19 protein-coding genes are annotated in these 24,833 nt (G+C 62.9%); 10 read left to right on the top strand and 9 right to left on the bottom strand.

All coding sequences use genetic code 11. The annotated features are described in order from the left end of the window. Positions 1–133: 133 nt before the first annotated feature. From ACAX43_RS19675 to nirB, 3 genes are read right to left on the bottom strand one after another with little or no spacing between them, the layout of a single operon-like run. Positions 134–4,324 (bottom strand): molybdopterin-dependent oxidoreductase, encoded by a 4,191-nt coding sequence (locus tag ACAX43_RS19675; RefSeq protein ID WP_370710095.1) that lies wholly within the window; start codon positions 4,322–4,324, stop codon positions 134–136. A gap of 41 nt (positions 4,325–4,365) precedes the next feature. Next, on the bottom strand, positions 4,366–4,719 hold the full coding sequence (gene nirD, locus ACAX43_RS19680) for a nitrite reductase small subunit NirD (RefSeq protein ID WP_370710096.1): 354 nt from the start codon (positions 4,717–4,719) through the stop codon (positions 4,366–4,368). Between the two features lie 33 nt (positions 4,720–4,752). Beyond that, the gene (gene nirB / locus ACAX43_RS19685) at positions 4,753–7,293 is read right to left on the bottom strand and encodes a nitrite reductase large subunit NirB (protein ID WP_370710097.1); all 2,541 of its coding nucleotides are present in this window, start codon (positions 7,291–7,293) and stop codon (positions 4,753–4,755) included. A 559-nt stretch (positions 7,294–7,852) separates the two neighbouring features. Here nirB and ACAX43_RS19690 point away from each other — a divergent pair. Beyond that, on the top strand, positions 7,853–8,056 hold the full coding sequence (locus ACAX43_RS19690; protein ID WP_370710098.1) for a hypothetical protein: 204 nt from the start codon (positions 7,853–7,855) through the stop codon (positions 8,054–8,056). A gap of 3 nt (positions 8,057–8,059) precedes the next feature. Here ACAX43_RS19690 and ACAX43_RS19695 read toward each other — a convergent pair whose 3' ends face one another. Then, positions 8,060–9,268, bottom strand: coding sequence for an ATP-binding protein (locus ACAX43_RS19695; RefSeq protein ID WP_370710099.1), 1,209 nt, complete (start codon positions 9,266–9,268; stop codon positions 8,060–8,062). Between the two features lie 123 nt (positions 9,269–9,391). On the opposite strand from ACAX43_RS19695, the gene ACAX43_RS19700 reads away from it, so the two are divergent. Continuing rightward, positions 9,392–9,769: a response regulator gene (locus ACAX43_RS19700; RefSeq protein ID WP_370710100.1), complete on the top strand. Its 378-nt coding sequence runs from the start codon at positions 9,392–9,394 to the stop codon at positions 9,767–9,769. Here ACAX43_RS19700 and ACAX43_RS19705 read toward each other — a convergent pair. Next, entirely contained in the window at positions 9,766–10,641 is an 876-nt protein-coding gene (locus tag ACAX43_RS19705) for an MOSC domain-containing protein (RefSeq protein ID WP_370710101.1), read from the bottom strand. The two genes, ACAX43_RS19700 and ACAX43_RS19705, sit on opposite strands and share 4 nt — an antisense overlap. Positions 10,642–10,703: 62 nt before the next feature. After that, a complete protein-coding gene (glcC, locus tag ACAX43_RS19710; RefSeq protein ID WP_370710102.1) occupies positions 10,704–11,471 on the bottom strand; it encodes a transcriptional regulator GlcC in 768 nt (255 codons plus the stop codon). Positions 11,472–11,719: 248 nt separating this feature from the next. On the opposite strand from glcC, the gene glcD reads away from it, so the two are divergent. The 5 genes from glcD to ACAX43_RS19735 all read left to right on the top strand — a co-directional run bounded on the left by glcD (position 11,720) and on the right by ACAX43_RS19735 (position 18,252). Continuing rightward, positions 11,720–13,219 (top strand): glycolate oxidase subunit GlcD, encoded by a 1,500-nt coding sequence (gene glcD / locus ACAX43_RS19715; RefSeq protein ID WP_370710103.1) that lies wholly within the window; start codon positions 11,720–11,722, stop codon positions 13,217–13,219. Next, positions 13,219–14,286 (top strand): glycolate oxidase subunit GlcE, encoded by a 1,068-nt coding sequence (glcE, locus tag ACAX43_RS19720; protein WP_370710104.1) that lies wholly within the window; start codon positions 13,219–13,221, stop codon positions 14,284–14,286. The genes glcD and glcE overlap by 1 nt, the downstream gene beginning before the upstream one ends. Positions 14,287–14,322: 36 nt before the next feature. Continuing rightward, positions 14,323–15,552, top strand: coding sequence for a glycolate oxidase subunit GlcF (glcF, locus tag ACAX43_RS19725; RefSeq protein ID WP_370710105.1), 1,230 nt, complete (start codon positions 14,323–14,325; stop codon positions 15,550–15,552). Positions 15,553–15,571: 19 nt separating this feature from the next. Then, the gene (locus ACAX43_RS19730; protein WP_028196523.1) at positions 15,572–15,976 is read left to right on the top strand and encodes a heme-binding protein; all 405 of its coding nucleotides are present in this window, start codon (positions 15,572–15,574) and stop codon (positions 15,974–15,976) included. Between the two features lie 104 nt (positions 15,977–16,080). Then, a complete protein-coding gene (locus ACAX43_RS19735; RefSeq protein ID WP_370710106.1) occupies positions 16,081–18,252 on the top strand; it encodes a malate synthase G in 2,172 nt (723 codons plus the stop codon). Between the two features lie 549 nt (positions 18,253–18,801). On the opposite strand, the gene ACAX43_RS19740 is transcribed toward ACAX43_RS19735, so the two are convergent. After that, positions 18,802–19,098, bottom strand: coding sequence for a YciI-like protein (locus tag ACAX43_RS19740; RefSeq protein ID WP_370710107.1), 297 nt, complete (start codon positions 19,096–19,098; stop codon positions 18,802–18,804). Positions 19,099–19,543: 445 nt separating this feature from the next. Between ACAX43_RS19740 and ACAX43_RS19745 the strand changes: the two genes are divergently transcribed. The 3 genes from ACAX43_RS19745 (at position 19,544) to ACAX43_RS19755 (ending at position 21,600) form a co-directional block, all read left to right on the top strand. Then, the gene (locus ACAX43_RS19745) at positions 19,544–19,840 is read left to right on the top strand and encodes a PsiF family protein (RefSeq protein WP_370710108.1); all 297 of its coding nucleotides are present in this window, start codon (positions 19,544–19,546) and stop codon (positions 19,838–19,840) included. A gap of 292 nt (positions 19,841–20,132) precedes the next feature. Next, positions 20,133–20,579 carry a hypothetical protein gene (locus ACAX43_RS19750; protein WP_370710109.1) on the top strand — a complete coding sequence of 149 codons (447 nt, stop codon included), beginning with the start codon at positions 20,133–20,135 and terminating at the stop codon, positions 20,577–20,579. A 433-nt stretch (positions 20,580–21,012) separates the two neighbouring features. Beyond that, entirely contained in the window at positions 21,013–21,600 is a 588-nt protein-coding gene (locus ACAX43_RS19755; protein ID WP_370710110.1) for a YSC84-related protein, read from the top strand. A 116-nt stretch (positions 21,601–21,716) separates the two neighbouring features. Here the strand turns inward: ACAX43_RS19755 and ACAX43_RS19760 are convergent, their stop codons facing one another. After that, complete coding sequence (locus ACAX43_RS19760; RefSeq protein WP_370710111.1) at positions 21,717–22,784, bottom strand: glycosyltransferase family 4 protein; 1,068 nt, start codon at positions 22,782–22,784, stop codon at positions 21,717–21,719. Between the two features lie 445 nt (positions 22,785–23,229). Next, a complete protein-coding gene (gene otsA / locus ACAX43_RS19765; RefSeq protein WP_370710112.1) occupies positions 23,230–24,642 on the bottom strand; it encodes an alpha,alpha-trehalose-phosphate synthase (UDP-forming) in 1,413 nt (470 codons plus the stop codon). Between the last annotated feature and the right edge of the window lie 191 nt (positions 24,643–24,833).

Raw genomic sequence — 24,833 nt, forward strand, 5'->3', positions numbered from 1 at the left:
GCACCGGAATGATCACGATGTTGAATACCGGCTTTGAACATGCAACCTTCATGCCATCCGGGTCCTTCTTATGAAGCTTGACTGCGTACGTTCTGGAGGCGCGACACCGTGCCCGGTCAGCCGCTTCGAAAAATCAATAAACGTCGCGTGCGTAGCGCTTTTCCTGCGCGAGACGGTTCACATAGTCGGCGGCTTTTTCTTCGCTCATGCCGCCGTGCTGGGCGACCACATGCTTGAGCGTCGCGTCGACGTCCCTGGCCATCCGGCTTGCGTCGCCGCAGACGTAGAAATGCGCACCGTCTTCGAGCCACGCCCACAGTTGCGCACCGTGCTCGCGCATCCGGTCCTGAACGTAGATCTTTTCCGCCTGATCGCGTGAGAAAGCGACATCGAGACGGGTCAGCACACCGCTATCGCGCATCGCTTCGAGTTCGTCGCGATAGTAGAAATCGGTGGCGGCATGCTGTTCGCCGAACAACAACCAGTTGCGCCCCTTGTCGCCGCGTGCACGCCGCTCGTGCAGGAAGCCGCGAAACGGTGCAACGCCCGTGCCGGGACCGACCATGATGATCGGTGTATCCGAAACGTGAGGAGGCCGAAAGTGTGCGGATTTCTGCACGAACACCGGCACGTTCACGTCGCGCGCCCGGTCGGCGAGAAACGTCGACGAGACGCCCTTGCGATTGCGGCGGCCGTTGCTGTAACGCACCGCGGCAACGGTCAGATGAACTTCGCCCGGATGTGCCTTCGGGCTTGAAGCAATCGAGTACAAACGCGGCTGCAGGCGCTTGAGCATGCCGGTCAATTCGGTTGCCGTCAGGTTCACCGGGAACTCGTGCAGCACGTCGGCGAGTTGTTGGCCCCACAGCCATTGCTTGAGGTCTGATTTGCGCTCCGGCTTGAGCAGCTCGCGCAGCGCGCCGTTACCGCTTCGGGCGGCGATGAACGCGAGTGCGTCCGGACTGGGACGCGCGATTTCGTAGTGCTTGCCGAGCGCATCCGCAAGACGCATTTCGCCCGCGCCGGATACGTTCACCGCAGCGTCTGCGCTCGAACCGCTCAGGCTGATCAATTCGTCGACCAGTTCCGGGCAATTGCTCGGCCATACGCCCAACGCGTCGCCGGCTTCGTATTCAAGGCCCGAGTCGCCCGTGCTCAACGAGAAATAGCGCGTATCCTTCGCGGCGCCCTGCCGGTTCAGTTGCAGGTTCCTGACTAGCCGCGATGCAGCCGGGCGCGTCTTGGTCGGCATGGCGCCCGGCACCACCGCATTGATCATGCCGTCCCGGGGCACCGCATGCAGCGCGGCATCTTCTTCATTGATGCGCACGATGATGCGTTCGAGCCACGCGTCGGCGCTCTCCTGATACTCACTGTCGCAGTCGACGCGATCCATCAGACGCAGCGCGCCTTGAGCGGCGAGGCGTTCATCCAGACGACGGCCGTGCCCGCAGAACTGATCGTAGTTGCGATCTCCCAGCGAGAGCACCGCGTAGCGCACGCCTTCGAGACGAGGCGCTGCCTCGCTGCTCAGTTTGGACCAGAAACTTTGCGCGTTATCCGGTGGATCGCCGTCGCCGAAAGTACTCGTCATCAGCAGCACGTATTGCGCTTTCGCGAGCGCCGGGACTTGATAGTCCGCCATGCATGAAGTGCGAATCTCAAAGCGCGATTCCATCAGACGCGTGGCGTAACGTTCGGTCAGCGATTCGGTATTGCCGGTTTGCGAAGCCCACAGCAGCGTGACCTTCGGCCGCACGCGCACGATCCGCACGCTGGGTGAATGCGTAGCGTCAACAGCGGGCGTTGCGAGCGCACTGCCCGGCGCAGCGGAAGACGTTGCGCTGCGGCTATAAAGTCCTGCCAGCAAACCGTCCACGTATAAGCGGCTCGCCGAATCAACCGGCGCGCCGGCCGGCAGGGTCGGCACGCTGTCGATGCCCTGTGCTTCCGCCGAGCGCAGGCCGCTGACGAAACCGGCCAGATAAGCCCGCTCGGTCGCGTTGAACGACGGCGCAGGCGTCTGCGGAAGCTGCAACAGGCTGGCGAGTGCATTGATACGGGGCATGTCCGGTTCCTCGGCATTCGCCGTTACAGCGCTTGCTGGCGCAATGCCAGGCGCATCGGTGAGCGTCTCGTCACCGGCATTCGAAACCGGCTCAATGGCTTCTACCGCAACCGGGCTCAGCGCCACCGCGCAGAACTTGAGCTCGGGTTGCTGCGAGACCGGATCGATCGCATCGCTCGTCACGGCGTTGATGCACAGGTCGTCGCCGAATACGTCGTTCCAGTGCATCGGCGCAAAACAGTTTCCTGGCTGCACGCGTTCCGTGACGACCGCCGGCAACACCGCCCGCCCGCGGCGCGAACGGATCTCGACCGGATCTTTAGCCTTGATGCCGAGCGTGGCGGCGTCGTCGGGATGAATCTCGACGAAAGGACCGGGGTTCAGCTTGTTGAGCATCGCCACCTTGCCGGTCTTGGTCATGGTGTGCCATTGATGCTGCAAGCGGCCCGTATTCAACACGACCGGAAATTCCCGATCAGGTAATTCGGCCGGGGCGGCATAGGCGCGCGCGAAGAACACCGCCTTGCCGCTTGCTGTCGGAAACACGAGCCGCGGACGGCTGCCGTCGGGCAGTTCCTTCAGCGTCTGGCTGACGCCGTCGTTGATGTAGCGAACCGGGTTGCGCCCGGCAGCGTCGTCAGCCGCAAGCGGCCATTGCAGCGGCATTTCCTTTAGCCGGCGATGGCTCGCGCCGCGCAGGTCGTAGCCGGTTTTCGGATTCGACGCACGGGTGATCTCCGCGAAAACGTCTGCGGCGCTCGCATAGGTAAACGCATCGGCAAAACCCATTTCACAGGCAATTCGCGCGATGATCTGCCAATCCGGCAAGGCGGCGCCCGGCGGCTCGATGCCCTTCTGCATCAGCGTCAGATTGCGCTCGGAGTTGATCATCACGCCTTCGGCCTCGGCCCACAGCGCGCCGGGCAATAGCACGTCGGCGTACCGGTTGGTCTCGGTATCGAGGAAGGCGTCCTGCGAAATCACGAGTTCCGCGGCGCGCAAACCGTCGATCGCGTTCTGACGGTTCGCGACGCTTGCCACGGGATTCGTGCAGATGATCCAGCACGCTTTGATCTCACCTGCTGCCATGCGCGAGAACATATCGATCGTGCCGTTGCCGGCTTCGCGCTTCAACGTGCCTGCGGGAATGCCCCACAGGTCTTCAATGAACGCGCGGTCTCCTTCGACCAGCACCGAACGCTGACCCGGCAAACCCGGCCCCATGTAGCCCATTTCGCGGCCACCCATCGCATTCGGCTGGCCGGTCAACGAGAACGGTCCGCTGCCGCGACGGCAGATCTTGCCGGTCGCCAGGTGCAGATTGCAGATCGCGTTCGTGTGCCACGTGCCATGCGTGCTCTGATTCAGGCCCATCGTCCAGCAGCTCATCCACTCGGGCGCCGCGCCGATCATGTGGGCGGCGCGGCGAATATCCTCGACGGCAAGGCCCGTGATCTCCGCGACTTTCTCCGGCGTGTAGTCCGCGAGAAAAGCGGGCATCGCGTCCCAGCCTTCCGTCAAGGCCGCGATGAAGGCCGCGTCCATATGGCCGTTCTGATGCAGTAGATGCAGCAGACCGTTCAGCAGCGCGAGGTCGGTGCCCGGCTTGATCTGCAGAAAGAGGTCGGCCTTTTCCGCGGTCGTATTGCGGCGCGGATCGACCACGATCAATTTCGCACCCGCCTTCACGCGATCCATCATGCGCAGGAACAGAATCGGGTGACAGTCGGCCATATTCGCGCCGATCACGAAGAACAGGTCGGCGTGATCGATGTCTTCGTACGATCCCGGCGGCCCGTCAGCGCCGAGCGAGAGCTTGTAGCCGCTGCCCGCGCTCGCCATGCAAAGACGCGAATTCGACTCGATATTGTGGGTGCCGACGAACCCCTTGGCGAGTTTATTGACGAGGTACTGTGCCTCGATCGACATCTGGCCGGACACATAGAATGACAGCGCATCCGGTCCATGCTCGTCGAGCAAGCCGCGCAAGCGTGCCGCCGTGTCGCTGAGCGCCTGCGCCATCGGCAGCGGAGCCGGGTCCTGGCCGCGTGCGTGGCGCACGAACGCGCCTTCCAGACGGCCCGACTTGCGCAACGCGACATGCGCCGACTGGCCCTTCGTACAGAGGCGCCCGAAGTTGGCCGGATGCTCCTTGTCGCCGGAGATCTTCACGACATGGCCGTCCTCGACGTGCAGCACCATTCCGCAGCCAACGCCGCAGTAGGGGCACACGGTTTTTACGCTATTGGAAGACATGGCAAGCGGTGTCGTTCGAGAGGAATTCAAAGTTCAGTGGCTCAAGCCGCGATCCACACCTGGCCGTTTTCCACCCGCGCGGCGAACGCGCCGACGGAATACGCCGGCATTTCGAGGCACTCGCCGGTGCGCAGATCGAAGTGATGCTTGTAGATCGGCGAAGCCACCACGAGGCGTTCGCCAAAGCTGCCGATCAGCCCCCGCGAGATCACCGCCGCTTGCGAGCCCGGATCGTAGTTTTCGATCGCGTACACGGCGGTGTTCGCATCGCCGTCGTTCACGTGAAATACCGCCACCTGTTCGCCGTTGACGAGCGCGCAAACGCCCGTGTTGGGCACGATGTCGTCGAGCGCGCAAATGGGCGTCCAGGTATGCGGGAGGCGGTCGTGGTTCATGGCGGAAGTCCTCGGTGAGTGGGTCAAAAAGAATCAAACAGTCTCGACGACGACAGGAATCGCAGCGAGCCTCGATTGCCGCTCGGCCGGTGTCGCAGGCCGGATCTGGCCGCGTTCCTCGACAAAGCTGACATTGCTGTCGGACTCGCCGCTGTTGACGAAGTGACGGAAGCGCTTGCGCGTTTCAGGATCGGTGACGGCCTTCTTCCATTCGCATTCGTAGGTGGCGACCACGTGCTGCATTTCCGACTCGAGTTCCGCCGCCACTCCGAGGCGATCGTTGACGACCACGTCGATCAGATACGCGAGGCCGCCTTCCAGGTTCTCGCGCCACACGCTGGTGCGTTGCAGACGGTCTGCCGTGCGCACGTAGAACATCAGGAAGCGGTCGATGTAGCGCACCAGCGTTTCTTTATCGAGGTCCGATGCGAGCAGTTCGGCATGGCGCGGCTTCATGCCGCCGTTGCCGCAGACGTAGAGATTCCAGCCCTTCTCGGTGGCGATGATGCCGACGTCCTTGCCTTGCGCTTCCGCGCATTCGCGGGTGCAGCCGGACACGCCGAACTTGATCTTGTGTGGCGTGCGCAGGCCTTTGTAGCGGTTCTCGATCTCGACCGCGAGACCCACCGAATCGCCGACGCCGTAGCGGCACCACGTCGAACCGACGCACGATTTCACCGTGCGCAACGATTTGCCGTACGCATGCCCCGATTCGAAACCGGCGGCAATCAGCTCTTCCCAGATGAACGGCAGTTGTTCGACGCGGGCGCCGAACAGATCGACCCGCTGTCCGCCGGTGATTTTCGTGTAGAGGCCGTATTTCTTCGCGACCTGCCCGACTGCGATCAAGCCGTCGGGCGTCACCTCGCCGCCCGCCATGCGCGGCACGACCGAATACGTGCCGTCGCGCTGGATGTTGGCAAGGTAGTAGTCGTTAGTGTCCTGCAGCGACGCGTGCTCTTTCTTCAGCACGAACTCGTTCCAGCACGACGCGAGAATGCTCGCCACTGCGGGCTTGCAGATATCGCAGCCGAGCCCGTGACCGTGCTTCGCGAGCAATTCGCCGAAGCTGCGCATGCCTTCCACTCGCACGAGGTGATGCAATTCCTGACGCGAATACGGGAAGTGCTCGCACACGTGGTTGTTGACCGCGAGGCCTTGCTTCTTCATCTCGGCTTTCATCACCTGCGTGACGAGCGGCACGCACCCGCCGCATGACGTGCCGGCCTGGGTCGCGCGCTTCAAAGCGCCGATGTCGGTCGCGCCCGCGCACACGGCGGCGCACAGATCACCTTTCGACACGTTGTTGCACGAGCAGATTTGCGCGCCGGCAGGCAATGCCTCGACGCCGAGCGCGGGCTTCGCGTTGCCGTCCGCCGCCGGCAGGATCAGGAATTCCGGTGCTTCAGGCAATTCGATGCGGTTCAGCATCATCTGCAGCAGCGTGCCGTATTCGCTCGCGTCGCCGACCATCACGCCGCCGAGCAGATACTTGCCGCATTCGGACACCACCAGCTTCTTGTAGACCTGCTTGCGTTCGTCGCTGAACTGATACGCGCGGCTGCCCGGCGTATTGCCATGCGCGTCGCCGATGCTCGCGACGTCCACGCCCATCAGCTTCAATTTGGTGCTCATGTCGGCGCCGGCGAATTCCGCCGAGTCGCCGAGCAGTTGCGTCGCCACCGCGCGCGCCATGTCATAGCCTGGCGCCACGAGGCCGAACAACTGACCGTTCCACAGCGCGCATTCGCCGATCGCGTAGATGTGCGGATCGCTGGTGCGACAGGCGTTGTCGATCACGATGCCGCCGCGCTCGCCGAGCGTCAGGCCGCTCTCGCGTGCGAGGTCGTCGCGCGGACGAATGCCGGCCGAGAACACGATCATGTCGGTGTCGAGATGGCTGCCGTCGGCGAATTGCATGCGGTGCGTGCCCGCCTCGCCGTCGACAATCGCCGAGGTGTTCTTCTGCGTGTGCACTGTCACGCCGAGTTCTTCGATCCTGGTGCGCAGCGCGCGGCCGCCGCCTTCGTCCACCTGCACCGCCATGAGGCGCGGCGCGAACTCGACCACGTGGGTTTGCAGGCCCATGTCGCGCAATGCCTTCGCGCATTCGAGACCGAGCAGGCCGCCGCCGACCACCGTGCCGGTCTTCGAGCGCGCACCGCATTCCTGCATGGCTTCGAGATCGTCGATGGTGCGGTAGACGAAGCAATCGGCGCGCTCACGGCCTGGCACCAGCGGCACGAACGGATAGGAGCCCGTGGCGAATACCAGCTTGTCGTAGGGCAGCGTCTCGCCGGTCGACACCGTCACGATCCGCGCATCGCGATCGACCGTAACCGCCTTCGCGTTCAGCTTGAGCAATACGTTCTGGCGTTCGAAGAAACCCGGCTCGACCAGCGAAAGATCGTCCGCCGTCTTGCCCGCGAAGAATTCGGACAGATGCACGCGGTCGTACGCCGGTCGCGATTCTTCGCACAGCACCGTGATGTCAAGGCCGTGCGCCGCGTCTAGCGCCAGGCATTCGACCAGTTTGTGGCCGACCATCCCGTGACCGATAACGATGATTTTCATGACCGCGGTTCCTCAATGTGCTGGGCTTCGGGCGCCGCCGTGTGGCGAGTCGGCGAAAGCGATCCCGGAAATAAAGACGGCGTCCCGCGAACCCAGTCGATGACTGAATCCGGGGGACGCCGTTGTCCTGACCTGTGCTGCAGCGCGTGCTGTCTTGCCGCACTCGCAACGAATCCACGTTGATCCGCTGACAGGCTTAACGCAAAGGCTGTGCCAATTGGGCGAAAGGGCCGCTAGAGGGCCGTGGCGCGGGGCTTGGCGGCGAATGGAACGCGCGTGCGGCGAACCGGTTGCGCGACACAATTTGATGCAGCGAGGCACACGGATGGTGCGACGCAGCACTGTGCGCGTGCGAATGACGAACACGCGGTGCATGCCGCGCCGATGCTTTTCCCTCCTCGCGGCGCAGCGTGGCAAGAGTCGAGCGAACCGTGTCGCATGATGGCCGGGTACTTGCACGTATGAACGCCGAGCCTTCCGGCAACGTAGCCGGAGCGCGACGAGATTCGAGCACAATCCGGGCGAAGTACGGCACGGTATTTCGCTCCGCTTAACGATATTGAGCAGCAAACGGACAACGGCGTCCGCTCGTGACCATCACGCGAGCGCGGGCTTTGGCAGTCCGGTGGTGATTCTGGTGGGAAGAGCGATCGGCGAGAGCGCCGAACACGGGATTGAGGGAAGCCAGGAATGGCGCCGGAATACGGCGGCCATGCAGGCCGGCCCGTTGGCCGCGGACGAGGCCCTCGCGCAAGCCGCGTAAAACTCATACCCCGATCGGCAACCTCGCCACGAAAACCGTGCCGTCCTCGACGGACGATCTGACATTCAGGGTGCCGCCGTGCGCGCTGACGATCTGTTTGCAGATATAGAGGCCGAGTCCCAGGCCGCCGCCCGGTTTGCTGGTGGGCGGCCGCCAGTAAGGCTCGAACACCTTACCCAAGGCATCGGCCGCGATCGCGTTGCCGCCATTCGACACGGTCAGCGTGAACTCGCCGTTTTCCACCCGCGCCTTCACGACGACCGGAAACTCCACCGCCCCATGCGTCATCGCATTGCCGAGCAGGTTGGAAAGCAGTTGCTGGACCCGCGTGCGATCACAGCGAACCGGTGTGGAGATCGCGATATCGTCGGCTAGCACCCGCTCCGGATTGGCCTCGCGCACTTCGGCTACCACCACTCGCAACGCCGAGGCCAGATCGTCCACGCGGTCGATCGACACGCCGATACCCGAGCCGAGCCGGCCGCGGGCGAAATCCATCACGTCGTCGATCAGGCGCGCCATGCGCGAGGTGGTGGTCTTCAGACGCTGGCCGATTTTCACGAGGTCGGGCTCGTTCTTGCGCAGCGTCAGCAGTTCGGCGGTTGCGCTGACCGCGGACAACGGATTGCGCAGATCGTGGCCGAGTACGGCGATGAACTGCTCGCGCAAGCTGGAATTTTCCCGTTCGTTGAATAGCGCCGCCTCGGTGACCTGATTGCGGCCTTCAGTGGCGAGCTGGATCGCGATGAGATCGGCGAACACCTCGAACATACTCAGCGTGCGGGCATCCGAGAGCGCGGCCGGATTTGGATCGATCGCGCAGAGATTACCGAAGTAACGGCCGTCGGGCAAAATGATCGGAACGGAGATATAACTACCGAGGTTGTAGATTCGCGCTGTGTGATGGCCGCTATATACGGGGTCTTTGCCGAAATTGTCGATCACGATCGGCGCGCGCGCCGCGCGCGATTCGAAACATAGCGTGGTGTGCAGATCGAGCTGGCCGCCCGCGGCCAAACCGAAGTTCAGCTCGTCCTGCACGGCGCAGGCAGTCCAGGTGTGCTCCGTGACCCGCGCGACGGCGGCAAAGCCCATCCCGGTGTTCTTGCAAATAAGGCGCAGGATCGACGGCACGGCGTCGATCCGGTTGACCGCGTCGATGTCGCGGGCGATTGCCGCAGCCTCATTGTCGCCAGCCGGTAATTCATTCATAAGAAGTAAGAAACGATGCCCTGTCCCTTTCTGAAAAGGCCGCAGGAAAATAAAAATAATCAGCGTTGATTCTATCGGGACTTCAAATTGCTCGTTAAAAGAAACGCAACTTGGGGAAACCGGATGTCCAACTATGAAGCCGCGCGCCTACTGATCGCCGACGACGATCCAAATCTGCTGGCCGCCTACGTACTCTATTTCACCGCGCATGGTTTCGATATCCGGACTGCGTGCAACGGGCTTGACGCGGTCGCGCAGTATTGTGCGTGGCATCCGGCTGCCGCCTTGCTCGACATCGAAATGCCGCGTCTCGACGGGCGCGCGGTGGCGCGGCGCATCCGCTACGAGGCCGACTCGCCGGCGCCGACGCTCGTGGCGGTAACCGGTCTCGCGCGCGACGAGGAAAAGAACGAGTCGCTGCGCTCCGGGTTCAACCATCACTTCGTCAAGCCGGTGCCGATGGCGATGATCCTCGCCGTGCTGACCGGCGGACGCCTCTAAGCGCCGAAACTCAATTCGGCGTCCACCGCTTGCCCGACACGCAGCCACGCGCCGGCGCCTCGGGCGACGATTGCATTGTTGCCGAACGTCACCGCACCGCCGCGCTGCGGATTCGCCCGGTAGACGCTCATCGTGTCGGTGGGTTCGTTCGGCCAGTTGGGGTCAGGTGCGCCCTTCGCCTGATCGACAGTCGGGATGGGACAGCGTGCGCACAGCTTGACGAGGTGCAGTTGCACGGCCTCCTCCGCTGCATCGTCGACGCTCAGACTTTCCACATAATCCTCTTCGTACGCATCGAGCCCCGTCAAAACGACGTTGGGCCGAAACCGGTCGATCGGAATCGACGGCGCGCCCCGACTGTTCAGGCGCACGTTGAGATCGTCGAGCGACGCCTGGCCGATCACCAGCAGCGGAAAACCGTCGGCGAAATGCGTGGTGGCGCCGCCGACGCTGCCGGTATAGTCCGGATCGACAATGCGTTCACGCTCGGGATTGAAGCGCAAGAGCCGGGCCGGCACGTCGAGAAAGCTTGAAAACCATGCGGCGCTTGCTTCGCCGGTGTCGAGCCCATAAGCCGTGTCGCGCCAGACCACGGTTTGCACCTTGTGCGGCGCGCTGAGTCCAGCGGCGTCGAGCGGCGTGCGCAGCTCGCTCATGCCCGGCGCACGAATCACGAGTTCATGTTCGCCGAGTTCGACCTTGATCAGCGCCATGCGCGGATACGCGCGCTGCGTGAGCATCGTGCCGCTCGGGTCGGTGACCATCCAGCATCGATCGTATTCAAGGCCGGTGGCGAGCAGACGCGCTTCATTGAGGGCAATGCCGGCGCAGGATTTGATCGGATAGACGAAAAGCTCGCTGATGATAGGCATGGTGTGGGCGTGGACGTGGAGAGCACGCGAAGTTTTTTATTGAAGCTCGATTGTAAAGGCCATCACTCCCAACCTTCCAGCCGCAATGTTGCGCGCACGAGCCGCTGCTCTTCCTGTTCGATTTCGCGCAGGTTCGCGCACACGCTGTCGATATGATCGGCCGCCGCCTTGCGCGCCTGTTCGGGCAGCTTGCCGGTGACGGCGTTGTAGAGCCGCGCGTGCTGACGATCGATCACCCGTTTTTGCGGTTCGCGGTGATAGAGATTGTTCACCGACGCAAACACCGAACTCAGCAGCAGATCGGTAAGCGTGCTCAAGGTGTACACCAGCACGGGGTTATGCGAGGCCTCGCAAATCGCGAGATGAAACGCGTGATCGAGCCGCGCATGGGTGGACGCATTCGTTTCCTTGCCGTGCGCCGCGAGCATTTCCTCGTAGCGGCGCGTGATCAGCACGAAGTCGGCCGGCGTGCCGCGCAGCGCCGCGAGCCGGGCAGACTCCGCCTCGAGCAAGGCGCGCACTTCGAACAGATCGTAAAGCGTGCGCGGCTGCGAGCCGAGCAGATGCATCATCGGCGTGAGCGTGGGTTGTGCGGTGAGGCTGGCGACGAACGAGCCCTTGCCGTGCGCGGTCTCGATGATGCCGCGCGCCCGCAATAGCTTGAGCCCTTCGCGCAGCGCCGTGCGCGACACGCCGAGCTTGTCCGTGAGGCGCCGTTCGGATGGCAGCGCCTGCCCTGTTTTCAGCACGCCGTCCACGATCAATCGTTCGATACGCTCGGCGACGACGTCCGCGACCTGCCTTGCGTTTTCCACATCCGTTGTCTGCATTGCAATTTCCACTGGTATGACCACTATGGAATGCTAACACGCACGACTCAGGTCTGTCCTATGCAACCCTTATGCACCGGCTCATAGGTCTTGCTCCAGAGGAAAACGCCTCTTTAAAAACTGGTACGACCACCTTTCATCGCTGTCGACAGCCGCGCCCATTGCCGCAACAATCCCGCCTGAGACACGCTCGCGCGCCCTGCCCACGGGTATTTCCGCCAGGATAGCGCGGCGCCAGGAGACCCCTCATGAGCTATCACTACGACGAAAGCGTCGACGGCCCGCTCGCGACACACGACAAATTCACGGTCGTCGCGCAGTTGCAAGCGCTGATCCCCGACCTGCAGATCCTTCACGAACAGGAAGATTTGCGTCCTTTCGAATGCGACGGCCTCGCCGCCTATCGCGCCACACCGATGCTGGTCGCCCTGCCCGACAAGGTCGAACAGGTCGAAGCGCTGCTGAAATTCGCCAATGCGCAGAAGATTCCGGTGGTCGCGCGCGGCGCGGGCACCGGTTTATCGGGCGGCGCATTGCCGTTGGACAAAGGCATTCTGCTGGTCATGGCGCGCTTTAACCGGATTCTCGAAGTCGATCCCGAGGCCGGTATCGCCCGCGTGCAACCCGGCGTGCGCAATCTCGCGATCTCGCAGGCCGCAGCACCCCATGGCATGTATTACGCGCCGGATCCCTCCTCGCAGATCGCGTGTTCGATCGGCGGCAACGTCGCGGAAAATGCGGGCGGCGTGCATTGCCTGAAGTATGGACTGACCGTCAACAACATCCTGAAGCTCGAGATTCTCACCATCGACGGCGAGCGCATCACGCTCGGCTCGGATGCCCTGGACGCACCCGGTTTCGACTTCCTCGCGCTCTTCACCGGCTCGGAAGGCATGCTCGGCATCGTCACCGAAGTCACCGTGAAGCTGCTCACCAAGCCGCAAAGCGCGAAGGTGCTGCTCGCCAGTTTCGACAATGTCGAAAAAGCCGGCGCGGCGGTTGCCCAGATCATTGGCGCGGGCGTGATTCCGGGCGGCCTCGAAATGATGGACAACCTCGCGATCCGCGCGGCGGAAGACTTCATTCACGCGGGCTATCCGGTCGACGCCGAAGCGATCCTGCTGTGCGAAGTCGACGGCGGGGAAAGCGACGTGCAGGAAGACGTGGAACGTGTCGAGGCGCTGCTGCGCGCGGCGGGCGCAATCGACATCCGGCTCGCGAAAGACGAAGCCGAACGCCAGCGTTTCTGGGCCGGCCGCAAGAACGCGTTCCCGGCGGTGGGCCGCATCTCGCCGGACTACTACTGCATGGACGGCACGATCCCGCGCCGCGAATTGCCGCGCGTGCTCAAGGGCATTGAAGACCTCTCGAAAGAATACGGCCTGCGGGTGGCCAACGTGTTTCACGCAGGCGACGGCAACATGCATCCGCTGATCCTGTTCGATGCCAACGCGCCCGGCGAGACCGAACGCGCCGAAGCCATCGGCGCGAAGATCCTCGAATTGTGTGTGGCGGTGGGCGGCAGCATCACCGGCGAACACGGCGTGGGCCGCGAAAAGATCAACCAGATGTGCGCGCAGTTCAATAGCGACGAACTGAGCTTCTTCCACGCGCTGAAAGCCGCCTTCGATCCGAGCGGCCTCCTGAACCCGGGCAAGAACGTGCCGACGCTGCACCGCTGCGCCGAATTCGGCTCGATGCATGTCCACCACGGCGCACTGCCCTTTCCTGAACTGGAGCGTTTCTGATGCTGATCGAACCGGTAGCGATGGACGATAGCGAACGGCTCGTCGCCGAGGTGGCGCGCGCATGGGAAAGCGGCACGCCGCTCAAGATTGGCGGCGGCAACAGCAAGGCCTTTCTCGGCCGTCCGGTAGAAGGCACCCCGATCGACACGCGTTCGCATCGCGGCGTGGTCAGCTACGACCCGACCGAACTCGTGATCACCGCGCGCGCGGGCACGCCGGTCGCCGAACTGAACGCCGCGCTCGACGCGGCCGGCCAGATGCTGCCGTGCGAGCCGCCCACCTTCGGAGGCGCCGCCACCGTCGGCGGCATGGTCGCGGCGGGTCTCGCCGGACCGCGCCGGCCGTGGTCGGGTTCGGTGCGCGACTTCGTGCTGGGTTGCCGCGTCGTCACCGGCCAGGCGAAGCATCTGCGCTTCGGCGGCGAAGTGATGAAGAACGTCGCGGGCTACGACGTCTCGCGTTTGCTGGCCGGCAGCTTCGGCTGCCTTGGCCTGATTACCGAAGTGTCGCTGAAGGTGCTGCCCAAGCCCCGCGCGCTCGGCAGTCTCACGCTCGATCTCGACGCGGGCGAAGCGTTGCGCGAACTGTCGGCGTGGCGCCGCGCGGCGTTGCCGATCAGCGGCGCCTGTCATGTCGACGGCCGCCTGCATGTGCGGCTCGAAGGCGGGGTGGGGTCGGTGGCCGCGGCGGTGGATCGCATCGGCGGCGCCGAACTCGATCTGACGTTCTGGGACGCGCTGCGTGAGCACCGCCTGGCGTTTTTCGACGACCCGCGGCCGTTGTGGCGCCTTTCGCTGCCGAATGCTTCGCCGCTAACTCCTTTGCCCGGCGACACGCTGCTCGACTGGGCCGGCGCGCAACGCTGGCTGAAAAGCGACGCCCCGGCCGCCACGCTCCGCCAGATCGCCCATGCCGCCGGCGGCCATGCGACCTGCTTCACGCCCCGCGTGGACGCCGAGCCGTTCACGCCGCTGCCCGCAGCGCTGCTGCGCTTCCATCAGCAACTGAAGCAGCAACTCGACCCGCGCGGCCTCTTCAACCCCGGCCGCCTTTATGCCGGCCTGTGAACGCGGCCTGTGAAGCCCTGAAAGGCGAACGACACCATGCAAACCAATCTCAGCGATGCCGCCAAAACCCTGTCGCGCGCCGACGAAGCCGAGCAGATCCTGCGCTCGTGCGTGCATTGCGGCTTTTGCAACGCCACCTGCCCGACCTATCAGCTGCTCGGCAACGAACTCGACGGCCCTCGCGGTCGTATTTACCTGATCAAACAGATGCTCGAAGGCGAGCCGGTCACGCAGAAAACCCAGTTGCACCTCGACCGCTGCCTGAGCTGCCGCAACTGTGAAACCACCTGCCCGTCAGGTGTGACCTATCACGCGCTGCTGGATATCGGCCGCGCCGAACTGGAACGGCGGATTGTTCGGCCCGCTGCCGAACGCCTGCTGCGCGAGGGTTTGCGCCGCGTGATCCCGCATCCGGCGGTGTTCGACGCCCTGCTCAAAACCGGCCGGGCGATGCGACCGTTTCTTCCGGCCGCGCTTGGACGTAAAATCCCCAAGCGTAGCGCTCGGGCAAAGACAAGGCCCGCGTCGCGGCATCCGCGCAAAATGCTGATGCTGGAAGGCTGCGTGCAACCCGCGCTGTCACCGAACACTAACGCGGCCGCCGCCCGCGTACTCGACCGGCTTGGCATCAGTATCGTGAATGCCGAGCGGGCCGGCTGCTGCGGGGCGACCGATTATCATCTGAATGCGCAGGAAGCAGGTCTCGCGCGGGCACGCCGCAATATCGACGCGTGGTGGCCCGCCATCGAGGCCGGCGCCGAAGCCATCGTGCAAACCGCGAGCGGCTGCGGCGCATTCGTCAAGGAGTACGGGCATCTGCTGTGCAATGATCCTCGCTATGCGTCAAAAGCGCAGCGGGTCAGCGAACTGGCGCGAGACCTCGTGGAGGTGTTGGCTAACGAGCCGCTCGATCAGTTGCAAGCGACGTTGCCGGAGCAGGCGCAGCAGAGAATCGCGTTTCACTGCCCATGCACGTTGCAGCATGCGCAGAAACTGGGCGGCGCGGTCGAGTCGATCCTGCAACGGCTCGGCTTCGATCTCACCGCCGTGCCCGATGCCCATCTGTGCTGCGGATCGGCGGGCACGTATTCGATTACCCAGCCCGAGCTTGCGGAAAGATTACGCAACAACAGGCTCGACGCGCTGGAAAGCGGCAAGCCGGAGATGATCGTCACGGCCAACATTGGTTGCCAGACGCATCTGGACGGCGCCGGGCGTACTCCGGTGCGCCACTGGATAGAACTTGTAGAAGCATCCTTACCCTAAACGAAACAGGAAATTCATTATGCTGAGCAAACCCGTGTTGACCGTTGCCGAGACGACCCGCATCCTCGAAGCCGCCCGTGCGGAAGCCGAGAAGAACCAGTGGGCCGTCGCTATCGTAGTGGTCGACGACGGCGGCCACCAACTCGGCATGCTGCGTCTGGACGGCAGCGCGCCGGCCAGCTCGTACATCGCCACGGAAAAAGCCCGCACGTCGGCGATCGGCCGTCGTGAGACCAAGGTCTACGAAGACATGATCAACAACGGCCGCACCGCATTCCTGAGCGCGCCGCTGCAAGGCACGCTGGAAGGCGGCGTGCCGGTGATCGTCGACGGCCAGGTGGTCGGCGCGGTCGGCGTGTCGGGCGTCAAGTCGGATCAGGACGCACAGATTGCCAAAGCGGGTATTCAAGCGATCGCTGCTTAAGTTCGAATTCCGTTCGGAATCGTTCGAAGCGGCATCAATATAAGAAAGAAACACAACGCGGGCCGATGCCCCCACATCGGCCCCATTCAGAGATGGAGCAGTCGATGACTCAGATGAACCCGCGCGGTGGACTGCAAGTCGCCGCCAACCTCGACCAGTTCGTCGAAACCGAAGCCCTGCCCGGTACCGGACTCGACAGCGCCGCATTCTGGTCAGGTTTCGACGCCCTCGTGCACGAGCTGGCGCCCAGGAACCGTGCGCTGCTGGCCGAGCGCGACCGCCTGCAAACCGAACTCGACACCTGGCATCGCGCCAATCCGGGTCCGGTTCGTGATCTGCGCGCGTACCGCGCCTTCCTTGAAGGCATCGGCTATATCGTGCCGACGCCGGCCAGCGTCAAAGCCACGACCGACCACGTGGACACCGAAATCGCCGAACAGGCCGGCCCGCAACTCGTGGTGCCGCTGTCGAATCAGCGCTATGCGCTGAACGCAGCCAACGCGCGCTGGGGCAGCCTGTACGACGCGCTGTACGGCACCGATGCGATCCCCGAGACCAACGGCGCCGACAAGCAGAAGGCCTTCAATCCGGTGCGCGGCGCCGCGGTGATCGCTTATGCACGCAAGTTTCTCGATCAGGCCGCTCCGCTCGCGAACGGCTCGCACGTCGACGCCGCGCTGTATAGCGTCGAAGGCGGCAAGCTGGCCGTCACGCTGAAGAGCGGCAAGACCGAACTGAAAACGCCGGCGCAATTCATCGGCTATCAGGGCGACGCAAGTGCGCCGTCGGCCGTGCTGTTGAAGCACAACGGCCTGCACTTCGAAATCCAGATCGACGCGAACGATTCGATCGGCAAGACCGATGCGGCACACGTGAAGGACGTGCTGGTCGAAGCGGCGGTCAGCACGATCATCGACTGTGAAGATTCGGTTGCCGCCGTGGATGCGGACGACAAGGTCCTGCTCTACCGCAACTGGCTCGGCTTGATGAACGGCACGCTGACCGAAGAGGTCACGAAGGGCGGCAAGACCTTCACGCGCCGCCTGAATGCCGATCGCGAATACACGGGCGCGGACGGCAAGTCGCAAGTCTTGCTGCATGGCCGCTCGCTGCTGTTTATCCGCAACGTGGGTCATTTGATGACCAACCCGGCGGTGCTCACGAAAGACGGCCAGGAGATTCCGGAAGGCATTCTCGATGGCGTCATGACCACGCTGTGCGCGCTGCACGACCGCAAGCACAAGCTGAATTCGCGCACCGGCTCGATCTACATCGTGAAGCCGAAAATGCACGGCCCGGCCGAAGTCGCGTTCGCGAGCGAACTGTTCGCGCGCGTCGAAGACCTGCTGAAGCTGCCGCGCAACACGATCAAGATGGGCATCATGGACGAGGAGCGCCGCACCAGCGTCAACCTGCTCGCCTGTATCGGCGAAGCGTCCGAGCGTGTCGCGTTCATCAACACGGGTTTCCTCGACCGCACCGGCGACGAAATGCACTCGGCGATGGAAGCCGGCCCGATGATGCGCAAGGGCGACATGAAGTCGAGCGCGTGGATTGCCGCCTACGAGCGCAGCAACGTGCTGGTCGGTTTGAGCGCGGGCCTGCGCGGCCGCTCGCAGATCGGCAAGGGCATGTGGGCTATGCCGGACCTGATGCACGCCATGCTCGAACAGAAGATCGCGCATCCGAAGGCTGGGGCGAACACCGCCTGGGTGCCCTCGCCGACCGCCGCGACGCTGCATGCGCTGCACTACCATCAAGTCGACGTGCAAGCGGTTCAGCAGGAACTGGAACGCACGGACTACGCGAAAGTACGCGACGAACTGCTCGACGGCCTGCTGACGATTCCGGTCGTCGAAACGGCGAAGTGGAGCGCGGACGAAATCCGCAGCGAAGTCGACAACAACGCACAAGGCATTCTCGGCTACGTGGTGCGCTGGATCGACCAGGGCGTGGGTTGCTCGAAGGTGCCGGACATTCACAACGTCGGCCTGATGGAAGACCGTGCCACACTGCGTATTTCCAGCCAGCACATCGCCAACTGGCTCCATCACGGTGTGGTGACGCGCGAGCTGGTTGAAGAGACCTTCAAGCGCATGGCCAAGGTGGTCGACGAGCAGAATGCCGGCGACCCGAACTACCAGCCGATGGCGCCGGGCTTCGACACGATCGCGTTCAAGGCCGCGCAAGCGCTGGTGTTCGAAGGGCGCCAGCAGCCGAGCGGCTATACGGAACCGTTGCTGCATAAGTTCCGGCTGGAAGTGAAGAAGAGCTGAAGAAGACCGACTAGCCGCCGCGCGGGTCCGATGCATGTCGGACTTTAGCGCGGCTGATAAGAGACGGGCGCCACATCATGCGGTGCCCGTTTTAATTTGTGCGTTGCCGCTGCGCGGTTGCTTCTGCGCGAGATCGGTTGGTGGACTGCCTGAATGCAGAATTTGTGCACGAAGCATACCCTCACCAGGGTTTGCGTGAATATCGTTGATTCAAGTGTTACGGATGGAAATAATCTTGTGCTTTTTGCTGTGTCATTTCACGCATTGCCGTAACAGAAATGCTGTCGATTCCGGCGACGAAATCCGCTATTGCACGGCACAATGAATTAGCAAAGTGGGGGGATAGTCTTTATGAAATCGGCGCTTCACCCGCAATGCATTTCGATGCGTTTTGAACGCATTTCCACTCCGCTGCGGCGTGCCTGGATCAGTGGGTGGGCAGCCCATGAGCGACAGCGAGGCGCCATCGTCGCGGAAGCGAACGCAGCGCTCGCGCATGCTGTTCGCATTCCTCTCGACACCGCGCGGGCATGGAGGGTGGGACTGCTTCTAGCGCACGGGTTTCGCCGCGCCCTCACCCACCACCGTCATCCATTGACGTACGCGCCACCGCGTCACAAGGCCGGCGAGCACATACGGATCAGCCTTGGCAAAGGCTTCGGCGGCTGCGGGAGAGTCGGCTTCGAAGAGCAGCACGGCCGTGTCCACCGGCTCGGTCAAGGCTCCGGCCAGCTGCAGTTCACCGTGCTCCGCTGCCGCCCAGGCGAGTTTCAGGTGATCGTCGCGATAGGCGCCGCGGCGTTCGAGGTAGTCGGGTACAAGGTCATACATCAACAGGTAGTGCATGGCGAGCCTCCTTTGGCTGGCGTGACAGGGAAAACGGGCGGCGCATCGGGCAACGATTCCAGTCAATATTACCCATATGATCGATCACGGGATTTTCTGACGATTTCTGATCCATTTGCATCTGCCGCAATGCGGATTGAATGCTTAATTTTTAACCATTTCTATCGAATGACAACGGGATAATTCATTTGCATTCGCCTCGCTAATTAATCTGGATTGCATAACATGGTTTGCACTGCTGCGATTAGCCGTCTCATTCACGGAAGCCGCGTCCTCCCCGCAGCGTAGGGGAAAACCAGCGTGAGCGTGTGTCAACCCGAATGCTGGTTTGTCCGTTCTGGCAGACAGCATTTGCCATAATGGACATGCCGAGGGGCCCCGGATGACGTTGACGCCCGCGCGCATGAACGACCAAAGAACGTTTTCACCACCGATGGAGTGTCACATGAAAATCCAATCCGCTGTCGCCACGCTGGTGCTGGGTGCTGTCCTCGTTTCGCCGGTGTTCGCACAGAATAGCCAGCAAACGAAAATGGCCGACTGTAACAAGCAGGCCGCCGACAAGAAAGGCGACGATCGCAAGGCGTTCATGAAGTCCTGCCTGTCCGCCAAGCCGGTCGCCGCCGCGCCGATGAGCCAGCAGGACAAGATGAAGGCGTGCAATACACAAGCCACCGGCAAGAAAGGCGACGACCGCAAGGCATTCATGAAGTCGTGCCTGTCGTCCGCGCCGGCCAACTGAGCGCGCGGCAATCGGCACGGCGAAGATGCCGTGCGTTTAGCCGGGCACTACTCGAACAGAGCCGCGCCATTCCCGGCGCGGCCGCTGCCTTTCTCCTGTCCTCCCTCGGCTCTTTCCGCTCGCAGCCCATCCGCCGCACCGCGGCCCTCCCACCGATCATCCCATCGCATTCCGCCCGCGCGAACGCGCCGTTTTTCTTCTATGATGGCTGCGGAGACGGCCCACTCATACACAACATTAGACGGGCCGCCATCTTGTCGTTGGTGCTGCAGGGCATCGATCGGAGGCAAGGATGGTATCGAAGCATAAAAACCGCTGGTTGAGGCGGTGGCTGGTCGTCATCGTATTCTGGGCCGTGCCCGTGGCGATCGTTGCTGTCAGCGAGATCAGGGAGGAAATGGTGTATAACGCCGTCGACCTCGACCGTGCGCTGACCACCTGGAATTTCACCGACGCACAACGCGCCGCCGGTGCGCCCGCGCGCTGCCACGGCAAGCCCGATGAGGCGCAAGCCGCCGGCTGCCCGGCTGACGTGCTGGCCGCCAATGCGCCGCGCCAGCAGGACGCGCGTATTGAATACGGCGTGCGCCGGTCTACGCTCATGGCTTACCTCTGGCACGCGTTCGTCGGCTACTGGATCGTGCCGGCCGTCACGCTGTTCCTGATCGGTATGCTGATCGGGATGATTCGTCGCGCGCTGCGGCGCCCGCCTGTCAAAAGTCCGGCAAACCATGGGTGAGCATGCGGGCATGCATGGTAAAAAACCCCGCTTACGGCCATGATCTCCCCGGCAATGAACCGCCCTCGCCGCGCCCCGATATGCAGCGCCAAGACAACACTTTCAGTTCGATTGCACAGCCAATCATGCGGGCAAAAAATCGGTAAAAACGGGCATTTTATACGGTCTGGCCCTTGCCGCTTTCGAGTTCGACCTTATCGGGCATCAAGCGACGAGCGCCCATTCGAATGCACTGTCCGAGCGTCTTTTCACGCTGTCTTGCGGCCGGTCAGAATTACAGCACCGCCTCTTGCAATCGGTCGCAAACCCCCGCCACGCAAGGCTTTTAACCAGACGACGAGGTGCGCGTTTTACGCTTGCGTGTGATATAACTCAAGGGCAGCCCGGCAACACCTTATGAGGTTGCGCCCAGGAACCACGATGGAGAACAACGATGCAAAGACGAAACTTCATGCTGAAGAGTACCGCTGCGCTCGCTTTCGGAGGCCTTGCACTCGCTGGCTGTACGACCAGCGGGAGCAGCCACGACACCGCCGCCACTGATGCATCCAAACGCCAGTCGATCGACGCTAGCGTCGAGGGCACCATGTCGCGGCTGTTCACGACCGTGAAGGGTTCGCGCGAACTTGTCTCCAAGGCGCGCGGCGTACTGGTATTCCCGTCGGTACTGCAAGCGGGCTTCATTGTCGGCGGCCAGTATGGCGAAGGTTCGCTGCGCGTGGGCGGCGGCACGGTCGGCTACTACAGCACGATTTCCGGTTCGTTCGGTCTGCAGGCGGGCGCGCAGTCGAAGGCCATCATCTTCCTGTTCATGACGCAGGACGCACTCGACAAATTCCGCAATGCCGACGGCTGGTCCGCCGGCGGCGACGCCTCCGTCGCGCTGGTGAAAATGGGCGCCAACGGTGCGATCGATACGACCACGGCGACGGCCCCGGTCGAAGTTTTCATTTTGACCAATGCCGGCCTGATGGCCGATGTCTCGCTGCAGGGCACCAAGGTATCGCGCCTGAAGATCTAAGCGCGCTGTCGCTGCCGGTTGACCGGCTCCGAGCGCAGCGGCAATAAAAAAAACGGCGATGCGCAGTGCGCATCGCCGTTTTTTTCAAACTGCTGCGTGGGCCCGTTCTGCGCCGCTCAACTTCCCGACGTATCGATCACCTTGAAGCGCGAACGCTTCTGCGCGCGAATCACCGACTGATACGCATCCACATATTGCTGCGCCATCCGGTGCGAGGTGAAACGCTCTTCGAAGCGTTGCCGCACGCCCGCACGCGGCATCTTATGCAGGCGATTGACCGCCGCCACCGCGCCGATCTCGTCTTCGACGATGTAGCCCGTCACACCGTCTTCCAGCACTTCCGGCACCGAGCCGCGGTTAAACGCGATCACCGGCGTGCCGCATGCCATCGCTTCGATCATGACAAGGCCGAACGGCTCCGGCCAGTCGATCGGGAAGAGGAGCGCATGCGCGCCGGAGAGAAATTCGGCTTTCTGGTTATCGGCGATTTCGCCGATGAACTCGACATAGGGCAAATCCAGCAACGGCCGGATCTCGCGTTCGAAGTATTCGCGGTCGGCCGCATCCACTTTCGCTGCGATGCGAATCTGCATTCCGCAGCGCCCGGCAATACGGATCGCGGTGTCGACACGCTTTTCCGGCGAGATACGGCCGAGAAACGCGAGGTACTTCTGCTCGACCGGTTGCGGTGTGTAGAGCTGCTCCGGCAGACCGTGATAAACGGTGGCGAGCCACTTGGCTTGCGGCAGCGGATGACGCTGCGCATTCGAAATCGAGATCACCGGCGCCGTGTTGAACGTGTCGAACACCGGTTGTTGCTCCGGCAAGTCGAGGCGGCCGTGCATCGTCGTGACGAAGGGGGTGTCCTGGCGCTTGAAGACCGAAAACGAGTAGTAGTCGAGGTGAAAGTGCAGCACGTCGAAATCTTCTGCCTGGCGGCGCACCAGTTCCATCAGCAGCATATGCGGCGCGATGCGGTCGCGAATGCCCGGGTCCAGACGCAGCGCGCGTGGCCAGACGGGTTCGAGCTTCGCGCTGGTGACGGAATCGCCGCTCGCGAACAACGTCACGTCATGGCCGAGATCGACCAGCGCCTCGGTGATGTAGGACACGACGCGCTCCGTCCCGCCATACAGCTTTGGCGGCACCGATTCGGTCAAGGGGGCGATCTGCGCAATCTTCATATTTTGTCTCCGTGAACTGACGGCTGGCGCCTGGGGCGGTGCGCGTCAGCGGCGCTGAGTAACGACAGCGCCAGTACTTCTCCATCGATGCGGCGAACGCCACGCGTCCGCCTGCACCTTCCGCATCAGAACATTATTCACCAGGACGCAACAAAAAGCCCTTGGTCTTGCAAATCCTGTTCGCTGTTACATTCAGCTTACATCCGGCGCCGCGCATTTTATCCGCTTACCCGCGTTTACCTGGCCGGCCACTTCCAGCCCGGCAAGTCGCGATCGTCCGCATCGGCAATGCGCGTGGCGCCAACCGGCCAAACTTCCTGAGCGGCAGGATCAACTCACGCAACGACCGGTATCCCGCATGGCCTACGTGGTCAGCATGCGACCCGCCGTCGATCAAACGCTTGCCACCGCCCAACCCACGTAGCAACCCGGTTCAAACGCCCCATCACTTCTGGCCGCCCCCCTTAGCTGGTTTTTGCATCGGCACGCTGCGCAAATCGTCCAGAAAAGTATCGCGCCACACGCCCAGATCGTTCTTGCGCAGCGCCGCCATATTGATCTCATGACGCCGCTGACGCGCATCGAGCGGCATTTGCAGCGCACGCTGCAAGGCTTCGCACATGCCGATCGCATCGTGCGGATTGACCAGCAGCGCGCCGCTCAGCTCCGCCGCCGCGCCGGCAAAAATCGACAACACCAGCACGCCCGGATCGTCGGGATTTTGCGCGGCGACATACTCTTTCGCGACCAGGTTCATGCCGTCATGCAAGGGCGTGACAAAACCGATCTGCGACTCGCGAAACAGCGACATCAGCTTCCAGCGGTCGTACTGCTGATTCAGATAGCGGATCGGCGTGTAGTCGAGGCCCGAGTAACGGCCGTTGATGCGCCCTGCTTCGTACTCCAGATCCTGGCGGATCTTCTGATAGGTGGCGACGTCCGACCGCGTCGGCGGCGCGATCTGCACCAGCGTGACATTGCCGCGCCATTCGGGCGACCGTTCCAGCAGTTGCTCGAAGGCGCGGAACCGTTCGACAAGTCCCTTCGAATAATCGAGCCGGTCGACGCTCATGATCAGCTTGCGGCCTTCCAGACTCTGCTTCAGATCGAGCACGTGCTGGCGGCTTTCGTAGCGCTTGGCCTGTTCGGCGATTTCATCCGGGAACACGCCGATCCGATAGACGCCTGTGCGCAGCTTGCGGCCGAAGGCTTCGACGTGATTGCCCTCGCTGACGCTGCCGCGCGCATGGCGCGTCACGTAGTCGTGGAAAGCAAGTTCGTCGGTCGAGGTCTGGAAGCCCAGCAGGTCGTAGCACGACAGCGACTTGACCAGTTCTTCGTGCGGCGGGATGTTGAGCAGAATCTGCGGCGCCGGAAACGGAATGTGCAGGAAGAAGCCGATGCGATTCGTGATGCCTTCGGCGCGCAAGGCTTCAGCGAACGGGATCAGGTGGTAGTCGTGAATCCAGATCACGTCGTCGGGTTGCAGCAGCTTGATCAGCTTGCGCGCGAGCCATGCATTGACGCGCCGGTAGCCCGCATATTCTTCGCGCTCGTAGCACGCGAGATCGTTGCGGTAGTGGAACACCGGCCACAGCGTTGCGTTCGAAAAGCCGCGATAGTACTGGTCGTAATCCTTGCGAGTGAGGCCGACGGTCGCGAAGGTCACCGCGCCCTCCTGCTCCAGCGTCGGACCGGCGTTGGCGACGGTCTCGCTCACCACGTCGCCGCTCCAGCCAAACCACACGCCTCCCGCATCCTTCAGCGCGCCGAACACGCCGACCGCAAGGCCGCCCGCCGATCCCCTGGTTTCCGTCGGCGTTGCGACACGATTCGACACGACGATCAGTCGGCCCATGTTGGTTGTCCTCCTTGGTTCGCACAGCACGTCGATTGTGCTTCGGGCGCTTGTGATGCCGCGCGCGCTGCAACACTGCGTTGGCGTCAAGCCTTAGGCGCTCGTCCGCGCGGACTGGGGAAAGGTGCCCGAGCCGGCCGCTTCTGATAGCGGGTGGCCCGGTTTCAGGCGGGTTTCAAGCCGGTTTCAAG

The organism is Paraburkholderia sp. IW21 (genome assembly GCF_041321145.1).
Classification (GTDB): domain Bacteria; phylum Pseudomonadota; class Gammaproteobacteria; order Burkholderiales; family Burkholderiaceae; genus Paraburkholderia.